The organism is Enterobacter sp. 22499, assembly GCF_052044815.1.
In the GTDB taxonomy this organism is placed as follows: domain Bacteria; phylum Pseudomonadota; class Gammaproteobacteria; order Enterobacterales; family Enterobacteriaceae; genus Enterobacter; species Enterobacter bugandensis.
The window spans coordinates 1,447,362-1,467,840 of the sequence record NZ_JBQENR010000001.1; the positions used below are offsets into that span (position 1 = coordinate 1,447,362).

A 20,479-nucleotide genomic window follows, 5' to 3' on the forward strand; every position below is an offset into this window, starting at 1 on the left:
TAGTGTCCGCCAGGTAAGCTGGTCATGTCACAGTGCTTCACATAACCATTAACATGTATCCAGTATATGGGGATGTTTCCCACACATTCAACGCTATGAATACGGAAAAAGTAAAGGGGAGATAAAATCCCCCCTTTTTGATTAACTGCTTGTATGATTTGGTGAATTATTCGCCAGATGCCTGCTGGGCTTCCGGTTTACCGTAAATCAGCAGCGGCTTGGATTGGCCGCCGATCACGGACTCGTCGATAACCACTTTTTCAACGTCTTCCATCGACGGCAGATCGTACATGGTGTCGAGCAATGCCGCTTCAACGATAGAGCGCAAACCACGCGCACCGGTTTTACGGGCCATCGCTTTCTTGGCAATCGCATCCAGCGCTTCGTCACGGAATTCCAGCTCAACGCCTTCCAGATTGAACAGCGCCTGATACTGCTTGGTCAGCGCATTTTTCGGCTCTTTCAGGATCTGAATCAGCGCGTCTTCGCTCAGCTCATTCAGCGTTGCCACAACCGGCAGACGGCCAATGAATTCAGGGATCAGACCAAATTTGATCAGATCTTCGGGCTCAACCTGCGAAAGCAGTTCACCTTCGTTGGCTTTCTCGGACTTCGCCTTCACCGTTGCGCCAAAACCGATGCCGGAGCCGGTTTCAACACGGTGGGAAATGACTTTATCCAGACCAGCAAACGCGCCGCCGCAAATGAACAGGATCTTGGAGGTATCGACCTGCAGGAACTCCTGCTGCGGATGTTTGCGTCCACCCTGCGGCGGAACGGCCGCAACCGTACCTTCGATCAGCTTCAGCAGGGCCTGCTGCACGCCTTCACCCGACACGTCACGGGTGATGGACGGGTTGTCTGATTTACGGGAGATCTTGTCGATCTCATCAATATAAACAATCCCGCGCTGTGCTTTCTGAACGTCGTAATCGCACTTCTGCAGCAGCTTCTGAATGATGTTCTCAACGTCTTCACCCACATAACCGGCTTCGGTCAGGGTGGTGGCATCCGCCATGGTAAACGGAACATCCAGCAGGCGCGCCAGGGTTTCCGCCAGCAGCGTTTTACCGGAGCCGGTTGGCCCGATCAGCAGAATGTTACTTTTGCCCAGTTCTACGCCATTGCTGGTGTCGCCGTTACGCAGACGTTTGTAGTGGTTATATACCGCCACCGCCAGCACTTTCTTGGCCTGCTCCTGACCGATGACATAGTCGTCAAGGTGATGACGAATCTCATGCGGCGTTGGCAATGCGCTACGCTCACGGTGCGGCGCAACTTCTTTAATCTCTTCGCGAATGATGTCGTTACATAAATCGACGCATTCGTCGCAGATATACACGGACGGCCCGGCAATCAGTTTACGCACTTCATGCTGGCTTTTGCCGCAAAAAGAGCAGTACAGCAGTTTGCCCGAACCATCTTTGCGTTTATCTGTCATGAGTCCAAACCTCTTTTTAAGTTCTTTGTGCCGCACATGACGACGCAAATGCCATTCTAAGACGCGTGTGCTTTAAGCAGCGTGCCGCCCTACCTTAGTATAGCGGCACACTCGCGTCGCGGGCATCAATTACGATGGGTCAATACGGAGTCGACTAAGCCGTACTCAACTGCCTCTGGAGCAGAGAGGAAGCGATCGCGCTCGGTATCGCGCTCGATCTGCTCGAGAGGTTGACCCGTATGCTGCGCCATAAGTTCATTCATGCGCGCTTTTACTTTCAGAATTTCGCGGGCGTGGATTTCGATATCCGTCGCCTGCCCCTGGTAACCCCCCAGCGGCTGGTGAATCATCACGCGGGAGTTAGGCAGGCAGAAACGCTTACCTTTCGCCCCTGCGGTTAACAGGAAGGCCCCCATGGATGCAGCCTGCCCCATACAGATAGTGCTGACATCTGGCTTGATGAACTGCATGGTGTCATAAATGGACATGCCCGCCGTAATCACACCGCCAGGCGAGTTGATGTACAGGTAAATGTCTTTTTCCGGGTTTTCCGCTTCCAGGAACAGCATCTGCGCCACGATCAGGTTAGCCATATGGTCTTCTACCTGGCCGGTCAGAAAGATAACGCGTTCCTTGAGCAGACGGGAATAGATATCGAAAGAACGCTCACCGCGTGAGGTCTGTTCAATAACCATTGGCACCAGCGCCATATGGGGTGCAAAGTTATCTCGTTCGCCACTGTATGACATTTCCGTCTCCTGGTTCAAAATTGAAAACACCTGCTGTACTGATTGTAACCTTATGGACGGATTATCAGCCAGTCTCAATCATCGTGATTACATACTTATGGGGTTCGCCACGCCCTATTTCAAGCATAACAACCTTTTGTTGTAACGCTAACACTGAAAGGGCGTTTTAGCACCCTTCCAGAACCCATGCAGCGATAAAAAAAACCCGTCGCCGGAAGGCAACGGGTTTTTTGTTCAAACTTTAAACCGTTAGAGCGAAATTACGCCTGCTGGTTCATCAGTTCGTTGAAAGAGGTCGCTTTTTCGGTCACTTTCGCTTTCGCCAGTACCGCTTCAACAGCCTGCTCTTCCAGTGCGACGTTGCGCATGTTGTCCATCAGCTCTTTGTTCTTACCGTAGAACTCGATCACTTCTGATGGATCTTCGTATGCAGACGCCATCTCTTCGATCAGGCCCTTCACACGCTCTTCGTCAGCTTTCAGCTCGTGGGTACGAATCACTTCGCCCAGCAGCAGGCCAACAACAACGCGGCGTTTCGCTTGCTCTTCGAACAGCTCACGCGGCAGTTCCATCGCTTGCTGCTGGTTGCCACCGAAGCGCTGTGCAGCCTGACGGCGCAGCACGTCGATTTCGCTGTCGATCAGGGCAGCAGGAACGTCGATTTCGTTCGCTTTTACCAGACCTTCAATCGCCTGAGATTTCACGCGGTTACGCACAGCACCGTTCAGCTCGCGCTCCATGTTCTTACGCACTTCGGTACGCAGGCCAGCAACAGAACCATCTTCCACGCCGAAACGCTTGATGAACTCTTCAGTCAGTTCTGGCAGTTCGCGCTCTTCAACTTTCTTCAGGTTGATGACGAACTTCGCTGCTTTACCTTTCAGGTTTTCAGCGTGGTACTCTTCAGGGAAGGTCACGTCGATGGTGAACTCTTCGCCCGCTTTGTGGCCTTTGATGCCGTCTTCGAAGCCTGGGATCATACGACCCTGGCCCATTGCCAGTACGAAGTCAGACGCTTTGCCGCCTTCGAACTCTTCGCCGTCTACAGAACCGGTGAAGTCGATGGTTACGCGGTCTTCCGCGTCAACAGCGCCTTCTTTCTCTTTCCAGTTCGCCTGCTGCTTACGCAGGGTGTCCAGCATGCCGTCAACGTCTTCGTCAGTCACGGAAACGATCGGTTTTTCAACTTCGATAGATTCCAGGCCTTTCAGCTCAACTTCCGGGTACACTTCGAACTCTACGGAGTAGGTGAAGTCTTCGCCCAGTTTGTATTCGCCTGGCACGTAGTTTGGCGCGCCGGCTGGATTGATTTTTTCTTTGATGATCGCGTCGATAAAGTTGCGGCTCATCAGTTCACCCAGCACATCCTGACGCACGGAAGCGCCATAACGCTGAGCAACAACATTCATTGGTACTTTGCCCTTACGGAAGCCGTCAATACGTACTTTTTTTGCTACGTTGACCAGCTCGCTTTTCACAGCAGTTTCGATGCTGTCAGCAGCGATAGTAATCGTTACACGGCGGCCAAGGCCTTGAGTGGTTTCAACTGAAACTTGCATCTTGTTACCTCAAAAAAATCACAGTGCTCGGTCAACTCTGAATCTGTCTGTTATACCGGGATGCTCTCTTAGTGCAGATTCACATTCCCTGTCGCCAGAATCATCCCGAAGACATTCAATAAGACGCGGCATTATAGCGGCATCACTTAGGTGAGTCGAGAACGGTTGGAGCATGTTGCTGCGGCTTTTTTCACACTTTAAGGCTATTTTTAGCCTTAAAATCGCACCATCCGCTCAAAACTCAGACAAAACAAAACGGCCCGGAGGCCGTTTTGAGGAAATCTGTAAGCAACATACTGGAAAAGCTCCAGCCGTTGCAAATCCGATTTATCAGGCGATGGTGCCTGCACCGCGACAAGGCGGCGACGCAAAAACCGTATCCTGCAAGCCTTCCCATTCCTTAATGGTGTAGGTATGCAGTGCCAGCGCATGCACGGTCGTGGAGAGTTCTTCCGTCAAGGTGCTGTAGATCAGGCGATGTCGGTTCAGGAAACGTTCTCCCGTGAAGCGATCGCTAACCAGAACCACTTTAAAGTGGCTTTCAGAACCTGCCGGCACGTTATGACGATAGCTTTCGTCGACGACTTCGAGGAACACAGGGTTGAACGCTGCCCTTAATTTTTCTTCTATCTGTTCACGTATCATCATGAAATTACTCCTCCGACAACGCTAAGATGTCACCCATCCCTTTAAATGTTAGCCGCTTTTACCGTTTCCATTACACCTTGACAACAAATATTTAGCTTTCGTCTGATTTTCTCATTCAAATGCATGAAGTTCACTGTGAGACTCATACCTGTCGTCTCTGGCGGGAGGAGAAAAAGGATGAGCTGGTCAGTTTTCAGACAAGACGATGAATTTACATGCGTTGACCACTTCCCCTGGCCGTAGTCGATGATATGATGGCGGCAATTTTTCTCTCTTTAATGCTTACGATTCGTTGAGAACCTGAAAATGTTTAAAAAACTCTTCTTTCCGTTGGTAGCCCTTTTTATGCTGGCAGGCTGTGCGACTCCGCCTACTACTATTGATGTCTCACCAAAAATCACCCTGCCTCAGCAGGACCCAAGCCTGATGGGCGTCACCGTGAGCATTAACGGTGCCGATCAGCGTCAGGACCAGGCGCTGGCAAAAGTGACCCGCGACAACCAGCAGGTGACGCTGACCGCGTCCCGCGACCTGCGCTTCCTGCTGCAGGAAGTGCTTGAGAAGCAAATGACCGCTCGCGGCTACATGATTGGCCCAAGCGGCGCGGTTGATCTGCAGATTATCGTCAACAACCTGTACGCAGACGTCTCTCAGGGCAACGTGCGCTACAACATTGCGACCAAAGCGGATATCGCCATCATTGCCACCGCGAAGAACGGCAACAAGATGACCAAAAACTACCGCGCCAGCTACTCTGTTGAAGGCGCGTTCCAGGCCTCTAACAAGAATATTGCTAACGCCGTTAACAGCGTGCTGACGGACACCATCGCCGATATGGCGCAGGACACCAGCATTCACGACTTTATCAAGCAGAACGCACGTTAATCCTGCTCACTGACCCGGTGCTTCACCGGGTCAGTTCATAAGAACATGTCCAGTCACTACTTACGCATTTTCCAGCAACCGAAATCAGCGATTCTGCTGATCCTAGGCTTTGCCTCCGGTTTACCCCTCGCGCTCACCTCCGGCACGCTTCAGGCGTGGATGACGGTTGAGAACATCGATCTCAAAACCATTGGTTTCTTCTCGCTTGTCGGTCAGGCGTATGTCTTTAAGTTCCTGTGGTCGCCGGTGATGGATCGCTATACGCCGCCGTTTCTGGGGCGTCGTCGCGGCTGGTTAGTGATGACACAGGTCCTGCTGCTGCTGGCGATTGCGGCGATGGGCTTTCTTGAGCCGACCACACAGCTCCGCTGGATGGCCGCGCTTGCGGTGGTGATAGCCTTCTGTTCCGCCTCTCAGGATATCGTGTTCGACGCCTGGAAGACGGACGTGTTACCTGCGGAAGAGCGCGGTGCCGGTGCGGCGATCAGCGTGCTGGGCTATCGCCTCGGGATGCTGGTCTCCGGCGGGCTGGCGTTGTGGCTGGCCGACCGTTATCTCGGCTGGCAGGGTATGTACTGGCTGATGGCTGCCCTGCTCATCCCCTGCATTATCGCTACGCTATTTGCGCCCGAACCGAGCGACGTCATTCCGGTTCCCCGCTCGCTGGAACAGGCCGTGGCCGAACCGCTGCGTGACTTTTTTGGCCGCAACAATGCCTGGCTGATCCTGCTGCTCATCGTCCTTTATAAGCTGGGCGATGCCTTTGCCATGAGCCTGACCACCACCTTCCTGATCCGCGGCGTCGGTTTTGATGCCGGTGAAGTGGGCGTGGTGAATAAAACGCTGGGGCTGTTTGCGACCATCGTCGGTGCGCTTTATGGCGGCGCATTGATGCAGCGCCTGACGCTGTTCCGCGCGCTGCTGATCTTCGGCATCCTGCAGGGCGCATCTAACGCGGGCTACTGGCTCCTGTCGGTGACTGACAAGCATATGTTCAGCATGGCCGCGGCGGTGTTCTTTGAAAATCTCTGTGGCGGCATGGGGACGGCGGCATTTGTCGCCCTGCTGATGACTCTGTGCAATAAATCGTTTTCCGCCACGCAGTTTGCGCTGCTCTCGGCACTCTCGGCCGTTGGCCGCGTGTACGTAGGTCCGATTGCCGGCTGGTTTGTAGAAGCCCACGGCTGGCCAACGTTTTATCTCTTCTCGGTCGCGGCTGCCGTGCCGGGGATTTTATTATTGCTGGTGTGTCGCCAGACGCTGGAATATACCCAGCGGACCGAACACTTTATGCCGCGCACTGAATATCACCGCGCCTACCGATTTGCGTTACGTCTGCTAATGGCGGGCTGCGGCGCGCTGGCGCTATGGCTTGTGGTACTTATCGTTAACGCCAGTACGTCTCTGGCGCTCCCCCTCGAAGCCCTTCTGCTGGATGCTGGAGCCCTGCTGGCCATCGCCGGGATCCTGACGGGCGGTCTGCTCGATTTTATGGCATTGCGTAAAACGCAGATGACCTGAAGAAAAAGTGAAAGGTTATTTCCCGTTGTAATCACTAACCGAAATTATAACGGTGAAATAGCCAACAGCCGCTAAAAAAATATTTGTTGTTTTGTGCGGGATAGGATTTGGAAATTATTGGAGCTAATTCCAAAGCGCTATTTTTCATTAAACGATTCAGCATTGGAAAGTTTGATTTTTCGTTTTTTAGATGTCTTTTTATTGATAATTAATTGTTAATTTTTTGTATATTTTTAACAATGGTTATACCAATTGCCCCTTTTAGGGTATGCTTGGGGGTCCTTTCGTTATAAAGCCCATATCATGCGGCTTCGGTCATAAAAACCGACATAATCTGCAACACTTGTGACACGTGCGGCAGAACCCGGTAACACCTTCCTGACACAGGCCTAATGATGTTTACAGTAATGTAACCTTCCCGTAAAATGCCCGCACACTTTAAACGCCACCAGACTCCCGTGGAATTGAGGTCGTTAAATGAGACTCAGGAAATACAATAAAAGTTTGGGATGGTTGTCATTATTCGCAGGTACTGTATTACTCAGTGGCTGTGATTCTGCACTACTAGACCCCAAAGGACAGATTGGACTGGAACAACGTTCACTGATATTGACGGCTTTTGGCCTGATGTTGATTGTGGTTATTCCTGCCATTTTGATGGCTGTTGGTTTCGCCTGGAAGTATCGTGCGAGCAATAAAGATGCGAAGTATAGCCCGAACTGGTCACACTCCAACAAAGTTGAAGCTGTGGTCTGGACGGTACCTATCCTGATCATCCTGTTCCTTGCCGTACTGACCTGGAAAACCACTCACGCACTTGAGCCAAGCAAGCCGCTGGTTCACGATGAAAAACCTATTACCATTGAAGTGGTCTCCATGGACTGGAAATGGTTCTTCATCTATCCAGAGCAGGGCATTGCTACCGTGAATGAAATCGCCTTCCCGGCGAACACTCCGGTTCAGTTCAAAGTGACCTCCAACTCCGTAATGAACTCCTTCTTCATCCCGCGTCTGGGTAGCCAGATTTACGCGATGGCCGGTATGCAGACGAACCTGCATCTGATCGCGAATGAAGCAGGCACCTACGATGGTATCTCCGCCAGCTATAGCGGCCCGGGCTTCTCAGGTATGAAGTTCAAAGCTATTGCGACGCCGGACCGTGCCGCTTTCGACCAGTGGGTTGAAAAAGCGAAGCAGTCTCCAAACACCATGTCTGACATGGCGGCGTTCGAAAAAGTGGCTGCACCTAGCGAATACAACAAGGTGGAGTACTTCTCTAACGTGAAACCAGATTTGTTCAAAGACGTTATTGGCAAATTTATGAATCACGGCAAGAGCATGGACATGACCCAGCCAGAAGGCGAGCACAGCGCGCACGAAGGTATGGAAGGCATGGACATGAGCCACGCGGAAACCGCTCACTAAGGGGCCGAGGAAGAAAATGTTCGGAAAATTGACACTGGATGCAGTGCCCTACCATGAACCGATTATCATGGTTACGGTGGCTGCAATTATCATTGGTGGCGCGGCCTTAGTTGGCCTGATCACTTACTTCGGTAAGTGGAGCTACCTGTGGAATGAGTGGCTGACTTCGGTTGACCACAAAAAACTCGGTATCATGTACTGCATCGTCGGTATCGTCATGTTAATTCGTGGCTTTGCGGATGCAATCATGATGCGTAGCCAGCAGGCACTCGCGTCTGCGGGCGAAGCCGGCTTCCTGCCACCGCACCACTACGATCAGATCTTTACCGCCCACGGCGTTATCATGATCTTCTTCGTGGCGATGCCGCTGGTAATCGGTCTGATGAACGTTGTCGTTCCGCTGCAGATTGGCGCGCGCGACGTAGCGTTCCCGTTCCTGAACAACCTGAGCTTCTGGTTCACGGTTGTCGGCGTTATCCTGGTTAACCTGTCACTGGGCGTGGGCGAATTTGCACAGACCGGCTGGCTGGCTTACCCACCGCTTTCGGGAATTGAGTACAGTCCGGGTGTAGGCGTTGACTACTGGATTTGGGCGCTTCAGCTCTCCGGTGTCGGTACCACCCTGACCGGTATCAACTTCTTCGTGACCATCCTGAAGATGCGTGCACCAGGTATGACGATGTTCAAGATGCCGGTATTTACCTGGGCATCTCTGTGCGCCAACGTACTGATTATCGCGTCGTTCCCAATTCTGACCGTCACCATCGCGCTGCTGACCCTGGACCGCTACCTGGGCACCCATTTCTTCACGAATGATATGGGTGGCAACATGATGATGTACATCAACCTGATTTGGGCCTGGGGTCACCCGGAAGTGTACATTCTGGTTCTGCCTGTCTTCGGTGTGTTCTCCGAAATCGCGGCAACCTTCTCGCGTAAGCGTCTGTTTGGTTACACCTCTCTGGTGTGGGCAACCGTGTGTATTACCGTTCTGTCGTTCATCGTTTGGCTGCACCACTTCTTTACCATGGGTGCGGGCGCGAACGTAAACGCCTTCTTCGGTATCACCACCATGATTATCGCCATCCCTACCGGGGTGAAGATCTTCAACTGGCTGTTCACCATGTACCAGGGCCGTATCGTGTTCCACTCAGCAATGCTGTGGACCATCGGCTTCATCGTGACCTTCTCCGTAGGTGGGATGACCGGCGTACTGCTGGCGGTGCCAGGTGCTGACTTCGTTCTGCACAACAGCCTGTTCCTGATTGCGCACTTCCATAACGTTATCATCGGCGGCGTGGTCTTCGGCTGCTTCGCAGGTGTGACTTACTGGTGGCCTAAGGCGTTTGGCTTCACGCTGAACGAAACCTGGGGTAAACGCGCGTTCTGGTTCTGGATCATTGGCTTCTTCGTGGCGTTTATGCCGCTGTACGTGCTGGGCTTCATGGGCATGACCCGTCGTCTGAGCCAGCAGATCGATCCGCAGTTCCACCCAATGCTGATGGTTGCAGCGGGCGGTGCAGCGCTGATTGCCTGCGGTATTCTGTGCCAGCTGATTCAGTACTACGTGTCCATCCGCGACCGTAACCTGAACCGCGACCTGACCGGTGACCCATGGGGTGGCCGTACGCTGGAGTGGGCAACCTCTTCTCCACCACCGTTCTATAACTTTGCCGTAGTGCCGCACATTCACGAGCGTGACGCATTCTGGGAAATGAAAGAAAAAGGTGAAGCGTACAAGCAACCTGAGCATTACGAAGAGATCCATATGCCGAAAAACAGCGCTGCGGGCATCGTGATTGCCGCTTTCGCAACGGTATTTGGTTTCGCAATGATCTGGCACATCTGGTGGATGGCGATTGTTGGCTTCGCTGGCATCGTAATCAGCTGGATTGTGAAGAGCTTTGACGAGGACGTGGACTACTACGTACCAGTCCGTGAAGTTGAAAAGCTGGAAAATCAGCATTTCGACGAGATTTCTAAAGCGGGGCTGAAAAATGGCAACTGATACTCTGGCGCACTCAACTGCCCACGCGCATGAACATGCGCACCATGATACAGGACCGACCAAAGTCTTCGGTTTCTGGATCTACCTGATGAGCGACTGCATTCTGTTCTGCTGTCTGTTCGCGACCTATGCCGTTCTGGTGAACGGCACAGCGGGCGGCCCGACCGGCAAGGACATCTTTGAACTGCCGTTCGTTCTGGTTGAAACCGCACTGCTGTTATTCAGCTCCATCACCTACGGCATGGCGGCTATCGCCATGTACAAAAACAACAAGAGCCAGGTTGTCTCCTGGCTGGCGTTGACCTGGCTGTTTGGTGCTGGCTTTATCGGGATGGAAATCTATGAATTCCACCACCTGATTATGGAAGGCTTCGGTCCGGATCGCAGTGGCTTCCTGTCCGCGTTCTTCGCGCTGGTGGGTACCCACGGTCTGCACGTGACCTCGGGTCTGATCTGGATGGCAGTACTGATGTTCCAGATCTCCCGCCGCGGCCTGACCAGCACTAACCGTACCCGTATCATGTGCCTGAGCCTGTTCTGGCACTTCCTGGACGTGGTATGGATCTGCGTGTTCTCTGTTGTCTATCTGATGGGGGCGATGTAATGAGTCATTCTAACGATCATGGCGCTTCCCACGGCAGCGTAAAAACCTACATGACAGGTTTCATCCTGTCGATCATCCTGACGGTGATCCCGTTCTGGATGGTGATGAGCGGTTCTGCGTCCAAGCCGGTTATCCTGGGAGCAATCCTGGTGACCGCGGTGATTCAGATTCTGGTGCATCTGGTTTGCTTCCTGCACATGAACACCAAGTCCGATGAAGGCTGGAATATGACTGCCTTTATCTTTACCGTGATTATCATCGCTATCCTGGTAGTCGGTTCCATCTGGATTATGTGGAACCTCAACTACAACATGATGGTTCACTAAGAGCGGCGAGTATGTTTAAGCAATACCTGCAAGTCACGAAACCAGGCATCATCTTTGGCAACCTGATCTCCGTAATCGGAGGGTTCCTGCTGGCCTCTAAAGGCAGCATTGATTACACCCTCTTTATTTACACGCTGGTCGGTGTGTCACTGGTGGTTGCGTCCGGTTGTGTATTTAACAACTACATCGACATGGATATCGACAAGAAGATGGAAAGGACCAAGAATCGGGTGCTGGTTAAAGGCCTGATTGCCCCTTCCGTCTCGCTGGTGTACGCCACCTTGCTGGGTATTGCTGGCTTTATGCTGCTGTGGTTTGGTGCTAACCCGCTGGCCTGCTGGCTGGGGGTGATGGGGTTCGTGGTGTATGTAGGCGTCTACAGCCTGTATATGAAGCGTCACTCCGTCTACGGCACGCTGATTGGTTCTCTCTCCGGCGCTGCGCCGCCGGTGATTGGCTACTGCGCCGTCACGAACGAGTTCGACAGCGGTGCGCTCATCCTGCTGGCTATCTTTAGCCTGTGGCAGATGCCGCACTCCTATGCCATCGCGATTTTCCGCTTCAAGGATTATCAGGCAGCGAACATTCCGGTTCTGCCGGTCGTGAAGGGCATTTCAGTTGCCAAGAACCACATCACGCTCTACATCATCGCTTTTGCCGTGGCAACGCTGATGCTTTCTCTGGGCGGTTACGCCGGATATAAATATCTGGTGGTAGCAGCCGCGGTGAGCGTCTGGTGGCTCGGCATGGCCTTGCGCGGCTACAAGGTGGAAGATGACAAAGTCTGGGCACGCAAGCTGTTTGTGTTCTCGATTGTCGCCATCACCTCCCTGTCCGTGATGATGTCCGTAGACTTCATGGTGCCGGACTCGCAAAACCTGCTGACTTACGTCTGGTAAGTTTATGTGATGATGAAAAGGGTGCTTCGGCACCCTTTTTTATTCACGAAATCTATTAATTGCGCATGTAATATTTGTTAAATAAGCCTTTATTTACCCCGCCCCTTCCCCGCACTACACTATGGCCTGCTTTTGAACTGAGGTGGTAATGAACGATTATAAAATGACGCCGGGCGAGCTGCGTGCGACCTGGGGTTTAGGGACTGTTTTCTCGCTGCGGATGCTTGGCATGTTTATGGTCCTGCCCGTTCTGACCACGTACGGCATGGCGTTACAGGGTGCCAGCGAAGCGCTGATTGGCCTTGCTATTGGCATTTACGGTCTGGCGCAGGCGGTGTTCCAGATCCCCTTTGGCCTGCTCTCTGATCGGGTGGGCCGCAAGCCGCTGATTGTCGGCGGGCTGCTGGTCTTTGTGCTCGGGAGCGTTATTGCCGCCCTCTCCCACTCCATCTGGGGCATTATTCTTGGCCGCGCCCTGCAAGGGTCCGGTGCGATTGCCGCCGCGGTGATGGCGCTGCTGTCAGATTTAACCCGTGAGCAAAACCGTACCAAAGCCATGGCGTTTATTGGCGTGAGCTTTGGCGTGACGTTTGCGATTGCGATGGTGCTCGGTCCCATCATTACGCACAAACTGGGTCTGCACGCCCTGTTCTGGATGATTGCGGTGCTGGCGACCATCGGGATCGCACTCACCCTGTGGGTTGTGCCAGACAGTAAAAATCATGTCCTTAACCGTGAATCCGGGATGGTTAAAGGCTGCTTTAGCAAAGTCATCGCCGAGCCGCGTCTGCTAAAGCTTAACTTCGGCATTATGTGCCTGCATATTCTGCTGATGTCCACCTTCGTCGCCCTGCCCGGCCAGCTTGCCGCAGCAGGTTTCCCGGCGGCCGAGCACTGGAAAATTTATCTGGTCACAATGCTGATTTCGTTTGTCTCCGTTGTGCCCTTTATTATTTACGCCGAAGTGAAGCGCAAAATGAAACGCGTCTTCGTGGGCTGCGTGGCGTTACTGCTGATTGCCGAGATTGTGCTCTGGGGCGCCGGCCCGCACTTCTGGGAGCTGATCGCAGGCGTGCAGTTGTTCTTCCTGGCGTTTAATCTGATGGAAGCGCTGCTGCCGTCACTGATCAGCAAAGAGTCCCCCGCCGGTTACAAAGGCACGGCAATGGGCATTTACTCCACCAGCCAGTTCCTCGGCGTGGCGATCGGCGGATCGCTTGGCGGCTGGGTCGACGGCCTGTTTGATTCACAAACCGTGTTTCTCGCGGGCGCGCTGCTGGCAACAGTCTGGCTGCTGGTTGCCAGCACCATGAAAGAACCGCGCTATGTGAGCAGCCTGCGCGTGGAGATCCCGGATGACGTGGGGATTAGCGACGCGCTGAAGCAGCGTCTGGAAGGAAAAGAAGGGGTCACTGAGGTGCTGATTGTTCCCGAAGAGCGCAGTGCTTATGTCAAAATTGACAGCAAAGTGACGAACCGCTTCGAGGTGGAGCAGGCGCTTAAAGCGTGAAAAAAAGCCCGGTTGAACCGGGCTTTTTTTTGTCTTAATCGCGGAAGTTTTTAAACTGGAACGGCTGTCCCAAATCCCCGCCGCGCACCAGCGCCATCACGGACTGGAGATCGTCGCGAGATTTTCCGGTTACGCGAATTTCTTCGCCCTGGATCTGCGCCTGCACCTTCAGCTTGCTGTCTTTAATAAGCTTCACGATCTTCTTCTGCACCGCGCTCTCGATGCCCTGCTTCAGTTTGGCTTCTACAAACCAGTTCTTTCCGCTGTGGACAAACTCGTCCGGCACGTCCAGAGACGTTCCTTCGATGCCGCGTTTTAACAGCTTGGCGCGCAGAATGTCGAGCAGCTGATTCACCTGGAAATCAGACTCGCTCAGCACCTTAATAGTCTTATTTGCGTCGTTCAGCTCAAACGACGCCTCAACGCCGCGAAAATCGAAACGTGACTCAACTTCGCGGGTTGCGTTCTCAACGCCGTTGCGAACTTCCTGGATATCAACTTCGGAAACAATATCGAAAGATGGCATCTTTTCTTCTCCCTTCACTTTTGTTGCGTTGCATAATACCCGCTACGAGGCATAACTCAACAGAAGCTTAGCTGTATAATTAAGCTGTAACACCTGGCGCAGTTGCAGGTGAGGAGGAACAATGAAAATTACGGTGCTCGGATGCGGAGCGCTCGGCCAGCTGTGGCTGACCGCGCTGTGCAAGCATGGACATGAGGTTCAGGGCTGGCTGCGCGTGCCCCAGCCCTATTGCAGTGTCAACCTGATTGGTGAAGACGGAAGCATTTTTAACGAATCCCTCACCGCGAACGATCCTGATTTCCTGGCGCAAAGCGACCTGTTGCTGGTGACGCTCAAGGCGTGGCAGGTCTCAGATGCGGTTAAGACTCTGGCCGCGCAGCTCCCCCCCACGTCCCCCATTCTGCTGCTGCATAACGGTATGGGAACCCTTGATGAGCTGAAAAGCGTCCCGCAGCCTCTGCTAATGGCGACCACCACCCACGCTGCGCGTCGCGACGGGACTATTATCGTGCATGTCGCCAGCGGCGTGACGCACATCGGCCCGGCCAGAACACAGGATGGCGACTATAGCTATCTGGCCGATGTTCTGCAAAAGGTCTTGCCGGACGTCGCCTGGCACAACAACATCCGCCCTCAGCTGTGGCGCAAGCTGGCCGTAAACTGCGTGATCAATCCGCTGACGGCGCTGTGGAACTGCCCGAACGGGGAGCTGAAAAACCATCCGCAGGAGGTGGCGTCCCTGTGTGCAGAAGTCGCGTCGGTCATTGAGCGAGAAGGCCTGCACACCTCAGCAGAGGATTTACGCTGTTATGTCGAGCAGGTTATTGAGAGCACGGCTGAGAACATCTCCTCGATGCTGCAGGACGTTCGGGCATTTCGCCATACGGAGATAGATTACATTACCGGTTATCTGCTAAAGCGCGCCCGCTCGCACGGCATCGCCGTGCCGGAAAACGCCCGTCTGTATGACCTGGTTAAACGTAAGGAGAGTGAATATGAGCGCGTCGGCACTGATTTGCCTCGCTCCTGGTAGCGAAGAGATGGAAGCGGTCACCACCATTGATTTACTGGTACGTGGCGGCATTAAGGTAACAACCGCCAGCGTAGCCAGCGACGGCAATCTGGCAATCACCTGTTCACGAGGGGTGAAAATCCTGGCAGACGCACCGCTTGTCCAGGTTGCTGACGGCGATTACGACATCATCGTCCTGCCCGGCGGCTTAAAAGGCGCGGAATGTTTCCGCGACAGCCCGCTGTTGGTTGAAACCGTGCGTCAGTTTCATCTGTCGGGTCGTATCGTCGCGGCAATCTGTGCCGCCGCTGGAACGGTTCTGATTCCGCACGATATCTTCCCTATCGGCAATATGACCGGCTTCCCGGGGCTTAAGGATACGATCCCGGAAGAACATTGGGTGGATAAACGCGTCGTCTGGGATCCGCGCGTCAACCTGCTGACCAGCCAGGGCCCCGGCACCGCGATTGATTTTGGCTTAAAGATTATTGATCTGCTGGTCGGGCGGGAGAAGGCCTACGAAGTGGCGTCGTCGCTGGTGATGCCGGCGGGGATTTATAATTACTATGAAGAGTAGTGCATAAAAAAAGCCGGGTGGCGCGAGGTAAAAGCAAAACGGCAACCTTTGGTTGCCGTTTTTAATGTGAGGGCACCAGGCCGCACGCTACGGACGATACACCTTCACATTCGCGAATCCCTGCTCGCGCAGGTACAGCGCCTGCAGGCGGCTCATCACCCCGCGCTCACACCACAGCAGATACGTTTTGCTCTGATCGAGGTCGCCAAACTTAGTGCTCAGCTTGTAGAACGGCAGAGAAACCACCTCCACGCCTTCAACCTTCAGCGGCTTGTCATCCTGCTCGTCAATGGAGCGGATATCCAGAATCGCATCGTTCGCACCGAAACCGCTCACGGTTTCCACTTCAACCACTTCCTGCTCGGTCTGCTGGGCAATCTCGCGGATGTCGATGTTGGACGCTTCTGCCACTACTCTTTCCAGGATGCTGAAATCGAAGTTCTCTTCTTCCGCTTCGATCTTCGCCTTCACTGCCTTGACGGTCGGGCTTTTTGAGATCACGCCGCAGTATTCCGGCATGGTGCGGGCAAAGTCTTCGGTGCCGATTTCACGCGCCAGGTCGATGATGTGCTCTTTATCGTGGGAGATCAGCGGACGCAGGATCAGCGTATCTGATACGTTGTCGATCAGACGCAGGTTGGTCAGCGTCTGGCTGGAGACCTGGCCCAGCGCTTCGCCGGTGACCAGCGCCTGCACGCCGTAACGTTCGGCGACTTTGGACGCCGCGCGAACCATCATACGTTTGAGGATCACGCCCATCTGGCCGTCGTCCACTTTTTCAAGGATTTCGCCCACTACCGGCTCAAAGTTGATCGCCACAAAACGCACGCGGTGGGAACTGCCGAAGCGGTTCCACAGGTAATGCGCCACCTGACGAACGCCAATCTCATGCGCCGCACCGCCCAGGTTGAAGAAGCAGTAGTGCACGCGGCAACCGCGACGCATCAGCATGTAGCTGGAGACGCCGGAGTCGAAGCCGCCCGAGATCAGCGACAGCACATCTTCCTGCGTGCCGATCGGGAAACCACCAATACCTTCATAACGGCCCTTAACCAGCAACAGACGATCGTTCTCGATCTCAAGGTTAACGGTGACGTCCGGGTTAGTCAGGCGCACGCGCGCCGTCTCAACGTGCTGGTTCAGACCGCCGCCAACGTAGCGCTCGACTTCAATCGAGCTGAACTCGTGCTTACCGCGACGCTTCACGCGCACGCAGAAGGTTTTGCCTTCGATCTGGTCGCGGTACTGTACCAGCGCCTTTTCGAAGATATCGTGCATATCGCTGAACGGAACGTCTTCCACTTCCAGAATATGGTGAATACCTGGAATACGGGTCAGCGCGTCGCGAATATCAAGGCGTTTGCTTTCGTCTTTCGCGCGGACTTCAACGTGGTCCCAGTGACGCACCACGGCGAGCGTTTCGTCGTAGTGTTTTAATACGTTACGAATGTTCCCGGTGAGAATTTTAATAAAGCGCAAACGCACAGATTGGCTTTTGATGGTGATTTCAGGGAACAATTTAATGATAAACTTCATGGCGGCAATGTTTCTTAGGCAAGCTTATAAAGGCTTGTAGTGGAAAATGATACAGCAGCCCACACCCGTGGCTGCATCCAGGCGCGCAAGTATACCACCATCGCGCCACTCGCGTTATTTGATAATTGCCCCGAGTCCGTTACCATGTTGGGGCGAAGAATATAAGAGTTAATTCACTATGCCGAAGAAGAACGACGCACCGGCCAGTTTTGAAACTGCGCTGAGTGAGCTTGAGCAGATTGTTACCCGCCTCGAGAGCGGCGATTTACCGCTGGAAGACGCCCTCAACGAATTTGAGCGCGGTGTGCAGCTTGCGCGCCAGGGGCAGGTAAAACTCCAGCAGGCCGAGCAGCGTGTGCAGATCCTGCTTTCCGACAGCGAAGACGCTAAAACCACGCCATTCACACCGGACACCGAGTAAATGGATTTTACCAACGCGCTTCAGGCGCGCGTCGTTCGCGCCAACGACGCTCTGCGCCGTTTTATTGAGCCGCAGCCTTTTCAGAACACTCCACTGGTTGAAGCCATGCACTATGGCGCACTCTTAGGGGGAAAACGCCTGCGTCCGTTCCTGGTGTATGCCACGGGCAACATGTTTGGCATCAGTGATAATACGCTGGACGCCCCGGCTGCCGCCGTGGAGTGCATCCATGCCTACTCGCTGATCCACGACGATCTCCCGGCGATGGACGACGACGATCTGCGCCGGGGTCAGCCAACCTGCCACATTAAGTTTGGCGAGGCGAATGCCATTCTGGCGGGCGATGCCTTGCAGACGCTGGCGTTCTCGATTCTCAGTGATGCGCCGATGGCGGAAGTGGCCGACCGCGACCGCCTGGCGATGATCTCCGAACTGGCAATGGCCAGCGGCGTGGCTGGCATGTGCGGCGGTCAGGCGCTGGATCTTGAAGCGGAAGGACGTCAGGTTAATCTGGAACAGCTGGAGCGTATTCATCGCCATAAGACGGGCGCGCTTATTCGTTCCGCCGTTCGCCTGGGCGCGCTGAGCGCGGGTGAGCAAGGGCGCAAAGCCCTGCCGATTCTGGACAGATACGCAGAAAGTATCGGTCTGGCATTCCAGGTTCAGGATGACATTCTGGATGTGGTGGGCGATACTGCAACATTGGGTAAACGTCAGGGTGCGGACCAGCAGCTTGGCAAAAGTACCTATCCCGCCCTGCTGGGTCTTGAGCAAGCCCAACGTAAAGCCCGGGATCTGATTGACGATGCCCGCCAGTCGCTGAATGAGCTGGCCGCGCAATCGCTGGATACCTCGGCACTGGAAGCGCTAGCGGACTATATAATCCAGCGTGATAAATAAACTATATATCTCGATGAGCCTTTGATGAGTTTTGATATTGCCAAATACCCGACACTGGCGTTAGTTGACTCCACCCAGGAGTTACGTCTGTTGCCGAAAGAGAGTCTGCCGAAGCTGTGTGACGAGCTGCGTCGTTACCTGCTCGACAGCGTTAGCCGCTCCAGCGGCCACTTCGCCTCCGGGCTTGGCACGGTTGAGCTGACCGTGGCGTTGCATTACGTCTATAACACGCCGTTCGATCAGCTTATCTGGGACGTGGGCCACCAGGCCTATCCGCACAAAATTCTGACCGGACGTCGCGATAAAATTGGCACCATTCGTCAGAAGGGCGGCCTGCACCCGTTCCCGTGGCGCGGTGAGAGCGAGTATGACGTGCTGAGCGTCGGCCACTCCTCGACCTCCATTTCTGCGGGCATCGGTATTGCCGTTGCCGCCGAGAAAGAGAATAAGCAGCGCCGTACCGTCTGCGTGATTGGCGACGGGGCCATCACCGCCGGGATGGCTTTTGAAGCCATGAACCACGCGGGCGATATCAAGCCGGACATGCTGGTTATCCTCAACGATAACGAAATGTCGATCTCCGAGAACGTCGGCGCGCTGAACAACCATCTGGCGCAGCTTCTTTCCGGCAAGCTTTACTCCTCCCTGCGGGAAGGCGGGAAAAAAGTTTTCTCCGGCGTGCCGCCGATCAAAGAGCTGCTCAAGCGTACCGAAGAACACATCAAAGGCATGGTCGTGCCGGGCACGCTGTTCGAAGAGCTGGGCTTTAACTATATCGGCCCGGTGGACGGGCACGATGTGCTGGGTCTGGTGACCACGCTTAAAAACATGCGCGACCTGAAAGGCCCGCAGTTCCTGCATATCATGACCAAAAAAGGGCGTGGCTACGAACCGGCGGAGAAAGATCCGATCACCTTCCACGCGGTGCCCAAATTCGACCATACCAGCGGCTGCCTGCCGAAAAGCAGCGGCGGAATGCCGAGCTACTCAAAAATCTTTGGCGACTGGCTGTGCGAGACGGCGGCAAAAGATAACAAGCTGATGGCGGTCACTCCTGCTATGCGTGAAGGCTCCGGCATGGTCGAGTTCTCCAAAAAATACCCGGACCAGTATTTTGACGTCGCCATTGCCGAGCAGCACGCGGTCACCTTCGCGGCGGGCCTGGCGATTGGCGGCTACAAGCCGGTGGTGGCGATTTACTCCACCTTCCTGCAGCGCGCCTACGACCAGGTGATCCATGACGTTGCCATCCAGAAGCTGCCGGTGCTGTTTGCTATCGATCGCGCGGGCATCGTGGGGGCCGACGGCCAGACGCACCAGGGGGCGTTTGACCTCTCCTTCCTGCGCTGCATTCCGGACATGGTCATCATGACGCCAAGCGACGAAAACGAGTGTCGTCAGATGCTGTATACCGGCTACCACTATCAGGACGGCCCCTGCGCGGTACGCTATCCGCGCGGCAATGCCCTGGGCGTTGAACTTCAGCCGCTGGAAAAACTGGACATCGGTAAAGGTCTGGTGAAACGTCGCGGCGAAAAAGTGGCGATCCTGAACTTTGGTACGCTGATGCCGGAAGCGGCAAAAGTCGCTGAAACCCTGAACGCGACGCTGGTGGATATGCGCTTTGTGAAGCCGCTCGATGAATCTCTGATTCTGAGCATGGCGGAAAGCCATGACGTGCTGGTCACGCTGGAAGAGAACGCCATCATGGGCGGTGCGGGCAGCGGCGTTAACGAAGTGCTGATGGCGAACCGTAAATTGGTTCCGGTGCTGAACCTCGGCCTGCCGGACCACTTCATCCCGCAAGGCACACAGGACGAGGCGCGCACCGACATCGGCCTGGACGCCGCCGGTATCGAAGCCAGAATCCGCAGCTGGCTGGCCTGATCCCTCCCTTTTCCGCTCCTGCTATGCTTAAACGTATTGTTTAAA

General features: G+C 54.3%; 19 protein-coding genes. 13 read left to right on the forward strand and 6 right to left on the reverse strand.

Annotated elements, in window-relative coordinates; translation table 11 throughout:
• Positions 1-166: 166 nt before the first annotated feature.
• The 4 genes from clpX to bolA all read right to left on the reverse strand — a co-directional run bounded on the left by clpX (position 167) and on the right by bolA (position 4,397).
• Positions 167-1,441 (reverse strand): ATP-dependent protease ATP-binding subunit ClpX, encoded by a 1,275-nt coding sequence (gene clpX, locus ACTJI7_RS07105; RefSeq protein WP_028012161.1) that lies wholly within the window; start codon positions 1,439-1,441, stop codon positions 167-169.
• 125 nt (positions 1,442-1,566) lie between these two features.
• Positions 1,567-2,190, reverse strand: coding sequence for an ATP-dependent Clp endopeptidase proteolytic subunit ClpP (gene clpP / locus ACTJI7_RS07110; RefSeq protein ID WP_010428105.1), 624 nt, complete (start codon positions 2,188-2,190; stop codon positions 1,567-1,569).
• Positions 2,191-2,450: 260 nt separating this feature from the next.
• A complete protein-coding gene (gene tig / locus ACTJI7_RS07115; RefSeq protein ID WP_008503318.1) occupies positions 2,451-3,749 on the reverse strand; it encodes a trigger factor in 1,299 nt (432 codons plus the stop codon).
• A 330-nt stretch (positions 3,750-4,079) separates the two neighbouring features.
• Positions 4,080-4,397, reverse strand: coding sequence for a transcriptional regulator BolA (bolA, locus tag ACTJI7_RS07120; protein WP_003859051.1), 318 nt, complete (start codon positions 4,395-4,397; stop codon positions 4,080-4,082).
• 306 nt (positions 4,398-4,703) lie between these two features.
• On the opposite strand from bolA, the gene ACTJI7_RS07125 reads away from it, so the two are divergent.
• From ACTJI7_RS07125 to ACTJI7_RS07160, 8 genes are all read left to right on the forward strand, one after another.
• A complete protein-coding gene (locus ACTJI7_RS07125; RefSeq protein WP_028012160.1) occupies positions 4,704-5,282 on the forward strand; it encodes a lipoprotein in 579 nt (192 codons plus the stop codon).
• A 45-nt stretch (positions 5,283-5,327) separates the two neighbouring features.
• Positions 5,328-6,803, forward strand: a complete 1,476-nt coding sequence (ampG, locus tag ACTJI7_RS07130; protein ID WP_192978584.1) for a muropeptide MFS transporter AmpG — start codon at positions 5,328-5,330, stop codon at positions 6,801-6,803.
• A gap of 477 nt (positions 6,804-7,280) precedes the next feature.
• Positions 7,281-8,228, forward strand: a complete 948-nt coding sequence (gene cyoA, locus ACTJI7_RS07135; protein ID WP_440669944.1) for a cytochrome o ubiquinol oxidase subunit II — start codon at positions 7,281-7,283, stop codon at positions 8,226-8,228.
• A 16-nt stretch (positions 8,229-8,244) separates the two neighbouring features.
• On the forward strand, positions 8,245-10,236 hold the full coding sequence (gene cyoB, locus ACTJI7_RS07140) for a cytochrome o ubiquinol oxidase subunit I (RefSeq protein ID WP_028012157.1): 1,992 nt from the start codon (positions 8,245-8,247) through the stop codon (positions 10,234-10,236).
• Positions 10,226-10,840, forward strand: coding sequence for a cytochrome o ubiquinol oxidase subunit III (locus tag ACTJI7_RS07145; protein WP_003859057.1), 615 nt, complete (start codon positions 10,226-10,228; stop codon positions 10,838-10,840). Before cyoB ends, ACTJI7_RS07145 begins: the two co-directional genes overlap by 11 nt.
• The gene (locus ACTJI7_RS07150) at positions 10,840-11,166 is read left to right on the forward strand and encodes a cytochrome o ubiquinol oxidase subunit IV (protein WP_006176899.1); all 327 of its coding nucleotides are present in this window, start codon (positions 10,840-10,842) and stop codon (positions 11,164-11,166) included. Before ACTJI7_RS07145 ends, ACTJI7_RS07150 begins: the two co-directional genes overlap by 1 nt.
• Positions 11,167-11,177: 11 nt before the next feature.
• A complete protein-coding gene (gene cyoE, locus ACTJI7_RS07155) occupies positions 11,178-12,065 on the forward strand; it encodes a heme o synthase (protein WP_003859062.1) in 888 nt (295 codons plus the stop codon).
• 148 nt (positions 12,066-12,213) lie between these two features.
• The gene (locus tag ACTJI7_RS07160; protein WP_088205232.1) at positions 12,214-13,575 is read left to right on the forward strand and encodes an MFS transporter; all 1,362 of its coding nucleotides are present in this window, start codon (positions 12,214-12,216) and stop codon (positions 13,573-13,575) included.
• A gap of 34 nt (positions 13,576-13,609) precedes the next feature.
• Here ACTJI7_RS07160 and ACTJI7_RS07165 read toward each other — a convergent pair whose 3' ends face one another.
• Positions 13,610-14,101, reverse strand: coding sequence for a YajQ family cyclic di-GMP-binding protein (locus ACTJI7_RS07165; RefSeq protein ID WP_023293165.1), 492 nt, complete (start codon positions 14,099-14,101; stop codon positions 13,610-13,612).
• Positions 14,102-14,222: 121 nt separating this feature from the next.
• Between ACTJI7_RS07165 and panE the strand changes: the two genes are divergently transcribed.
• Positions 14,223-15,134, forward strand: coding sequence for a 2-dehydropantoate 2-reductase (panE, locus tag ACTJI7_RS07170; RefSeq protein ID WP_049137505.1), 912 nt, complete (start codon positions 14,223-14,225; stop codon positions 15,132-15,134).
• A complete protein-coding gene (gene yajL, locus ACTJI7_RS07175) occupies positions 15,097-15,690 on the forward strand; it encodes a protein deglycase YajL (protein WP_045259897.1) in 594 nt (197 codons plus the stop codon). Before panE ends, yajL begins: the two co-directional genes overlap by 38 nt.
• Before the next feature lie 87 nt (positions 15,691-15,777).
• Here the strand turns inward: yajL and thiI are convergent, their stop codons facing one another.
• Complete coding sequence (thiI, locus tag ACTJI7_RS07180) at positions 15,778-17,226, reverse strand: tRNA uracil 4-sulfurtransferase ThiI (protein ID WP_045259896.1); 1,449 nt, start codon at positions 17,224-17,226, stop codon at positions 15,778-15,780.
• A 178-nt stretch (positions 17,227-17,404) separates the two neighbouring features.
• Here thiI and xseB point away from each other — a divergent pair, with 178 nt between their 5' ends.
• From xseB to dxs, 3 genes are read left to right on the forward strand one after another with little or no spacing between them, the layout of a single operon-like run.
• The gene (xseB, locus tag ACTJI7_RS07185) at positions 17,405-17,647 is read left to right on the forward strand and encodes an exodeoxyribonuclease VII small subunit (RefSeq protein WP_048957510.1); all 243 of its coding nucleotides are present in this window, start codon (positions 17,405-17,407) and stop codon (positions 17,645-17,647) included.
• Positions 17,648-18,547 carry a (2E,6E)-farnesyl diphosphate synthase gene (ispA, locus tag ACTJI7_RS07190; protein WP_028012152.1) on the forward strand — a complete coding sequence of 300 codons (900 nt, stop codon included), beginning with the start codon at positions 17,648-17,650 and terminating at the stop codon, positions 18,545-18,547.
• Positions 18,548-18,571: 24 nt separating this feature from the next.
• Positions 18,572-20,434: a 1-deoxy-D-xylulose-5-phosphate synthase gene (dxs, locus tag ACTJI7_RS07195; RefSeq protein WP_252014912.1), complete on the forward strand. Its 1,863-nt coding sequence runs from the start codon at positions 18,572-18,574 to the stop codon at positions 20,432-20,434.
• Positions 20,435-20,479: the final 45 nt, after the last annotated feature.

What these genes read in the sequence shown, in the direction of transcription:
- clpX (WP_028012161.1), bottom strand. Translation starts at nt 1,441, where the DNA reads ATGACAGATAAACGCAAAGATGGTTCGGGCAAACTGCTGTACTGCTCT.
- clpP (WP_010428105.1), bottom strand. Translation starts at nt 2,190, where the DNA reads ATGTCATACAGTGGCGAACGAGATAACTTTGCACCCCATATGGCGCTG.
- tig (WP_008503318.1), bottom strand. Translation starts at nt 3,749, where the DNA reads ATGCAAGTTTCAGTTGAAACCACTCAAGGCCTTGGCCGCCGTGTAACG.
- bolA (WP_003859051.1), bottom strand. Translation starts at nt 4,397, where the DNA reads ATGATGATACGTGAACAGATAGAAGAAAAATTAAGGGCAGCGTTCAAC.
- ACTJI7_RS07125 (WP_028012160.1), top strand. Translation starts at nt 4,704, where the DNA reads ATGTTTAAAAAACTCTTCTTTCCGTTGGTAGCCCTTTTTATGCTGGCA.
- ampG (WP_192978584.1), top strand. Translation starts at nt 5,328, where the DNA reads ATGTCCAGTCACTACTTACGCATTTTCCAGCAACCGAAATCAGCGATT.
- cyoA (WP_440669944.1), top strand. Translation starts at nt 7,281, where the DNA reads ATGAGACTCAGGAAATACAATAAAAGTTTGGGATGGTTGTCATTATTC.
- cyoB (WP_028012157.1), top strand. Translation starts at nt 8,245, where the DNA reads ATGTTCGGAAAATTGACACTGGATGCAGTGCCCTACCATGAACCGATT.
- ACTJI7_RS07145 (WP_003859057.1), top strand. Translation starts at nt 10,226, where the DNA reads ATGGCAACTGATACTCTGGCGCACTCAACTGCCCACGCGCATGAACAT.
- ACTJI7_RS07150 (WP_006176899.1), top strand. Translation starts at nt 10,840, where the DNA reads ATGAGTCATTCTAACGATCATGGCGCTTCCCACGGCAGCGTAAAAACC.
- cyoE (WP_003859062.1), top strand. Translation starts at nt 11,178, where the DNA reads ATGTTTAAGCAATACCTGCAAGTCACGAAACCAGGCATCATCTTTGGC.
- ACTJI7_RS07160 (WP_088205232.1), top strand. Translation starts at nt 12,214, where the DNA reads ATGAACGATTATAAAATGACGCCGGGCGAGCTGCGTGCGACCTGGGGT.
- ACTJI7_RS07165 (WP_023293165.1), bottom strand. Translation starts at nt 14,101, where the DNA reads ATGCCATCTTTCGATATTGTTTCCGAAGTTGATATCCAGGAAGTTCGC.
- panE (WP_049137505.1), top strand. Translation starts at nt 14,223, where the DNA reads ATGAAAATTACGGTGCTCGGATGCGGAGCGCTCGGCCAGCTGTGGCTG.
- yajL (WP_045259897.1), top strand. Translation starts at nt 15,097, where the DNA reads ATGAGCGCGTCGGCACTGATTTGCCTCGCTCCTGGTAGCGAAGAGATG.
- thiI (WP_045259896.1), bottom strand. Translation starts at nt 17,226, where the DNA reads ATGAAGTTTATCATTAAATTGTTCCCTGAAATCACCATCAAAAGCCAA.
- xseB (WP_048957510.1), top strand. Translation starts at nt 17,405, where the DNA reads ATGCCGAAGAAGAACGACGCACCGGCCAGTTTTGAAACTGCGCTGAGT.
- ispA (WP_028012152.1), top strand. Translation starts at nt 17,648, where the DNA reads ATGGATTTTACCAACGCGCTTCAGGCGCGCGTCGTTCGCGCCAACGAC.
- dxs (WP_252014912.1), top strand. Translation starts at nt 18,572, where the DNA reads ATGAGTTTTGATATTGCCAAATACCCGACACTGGCGTTAGTTGACTCC.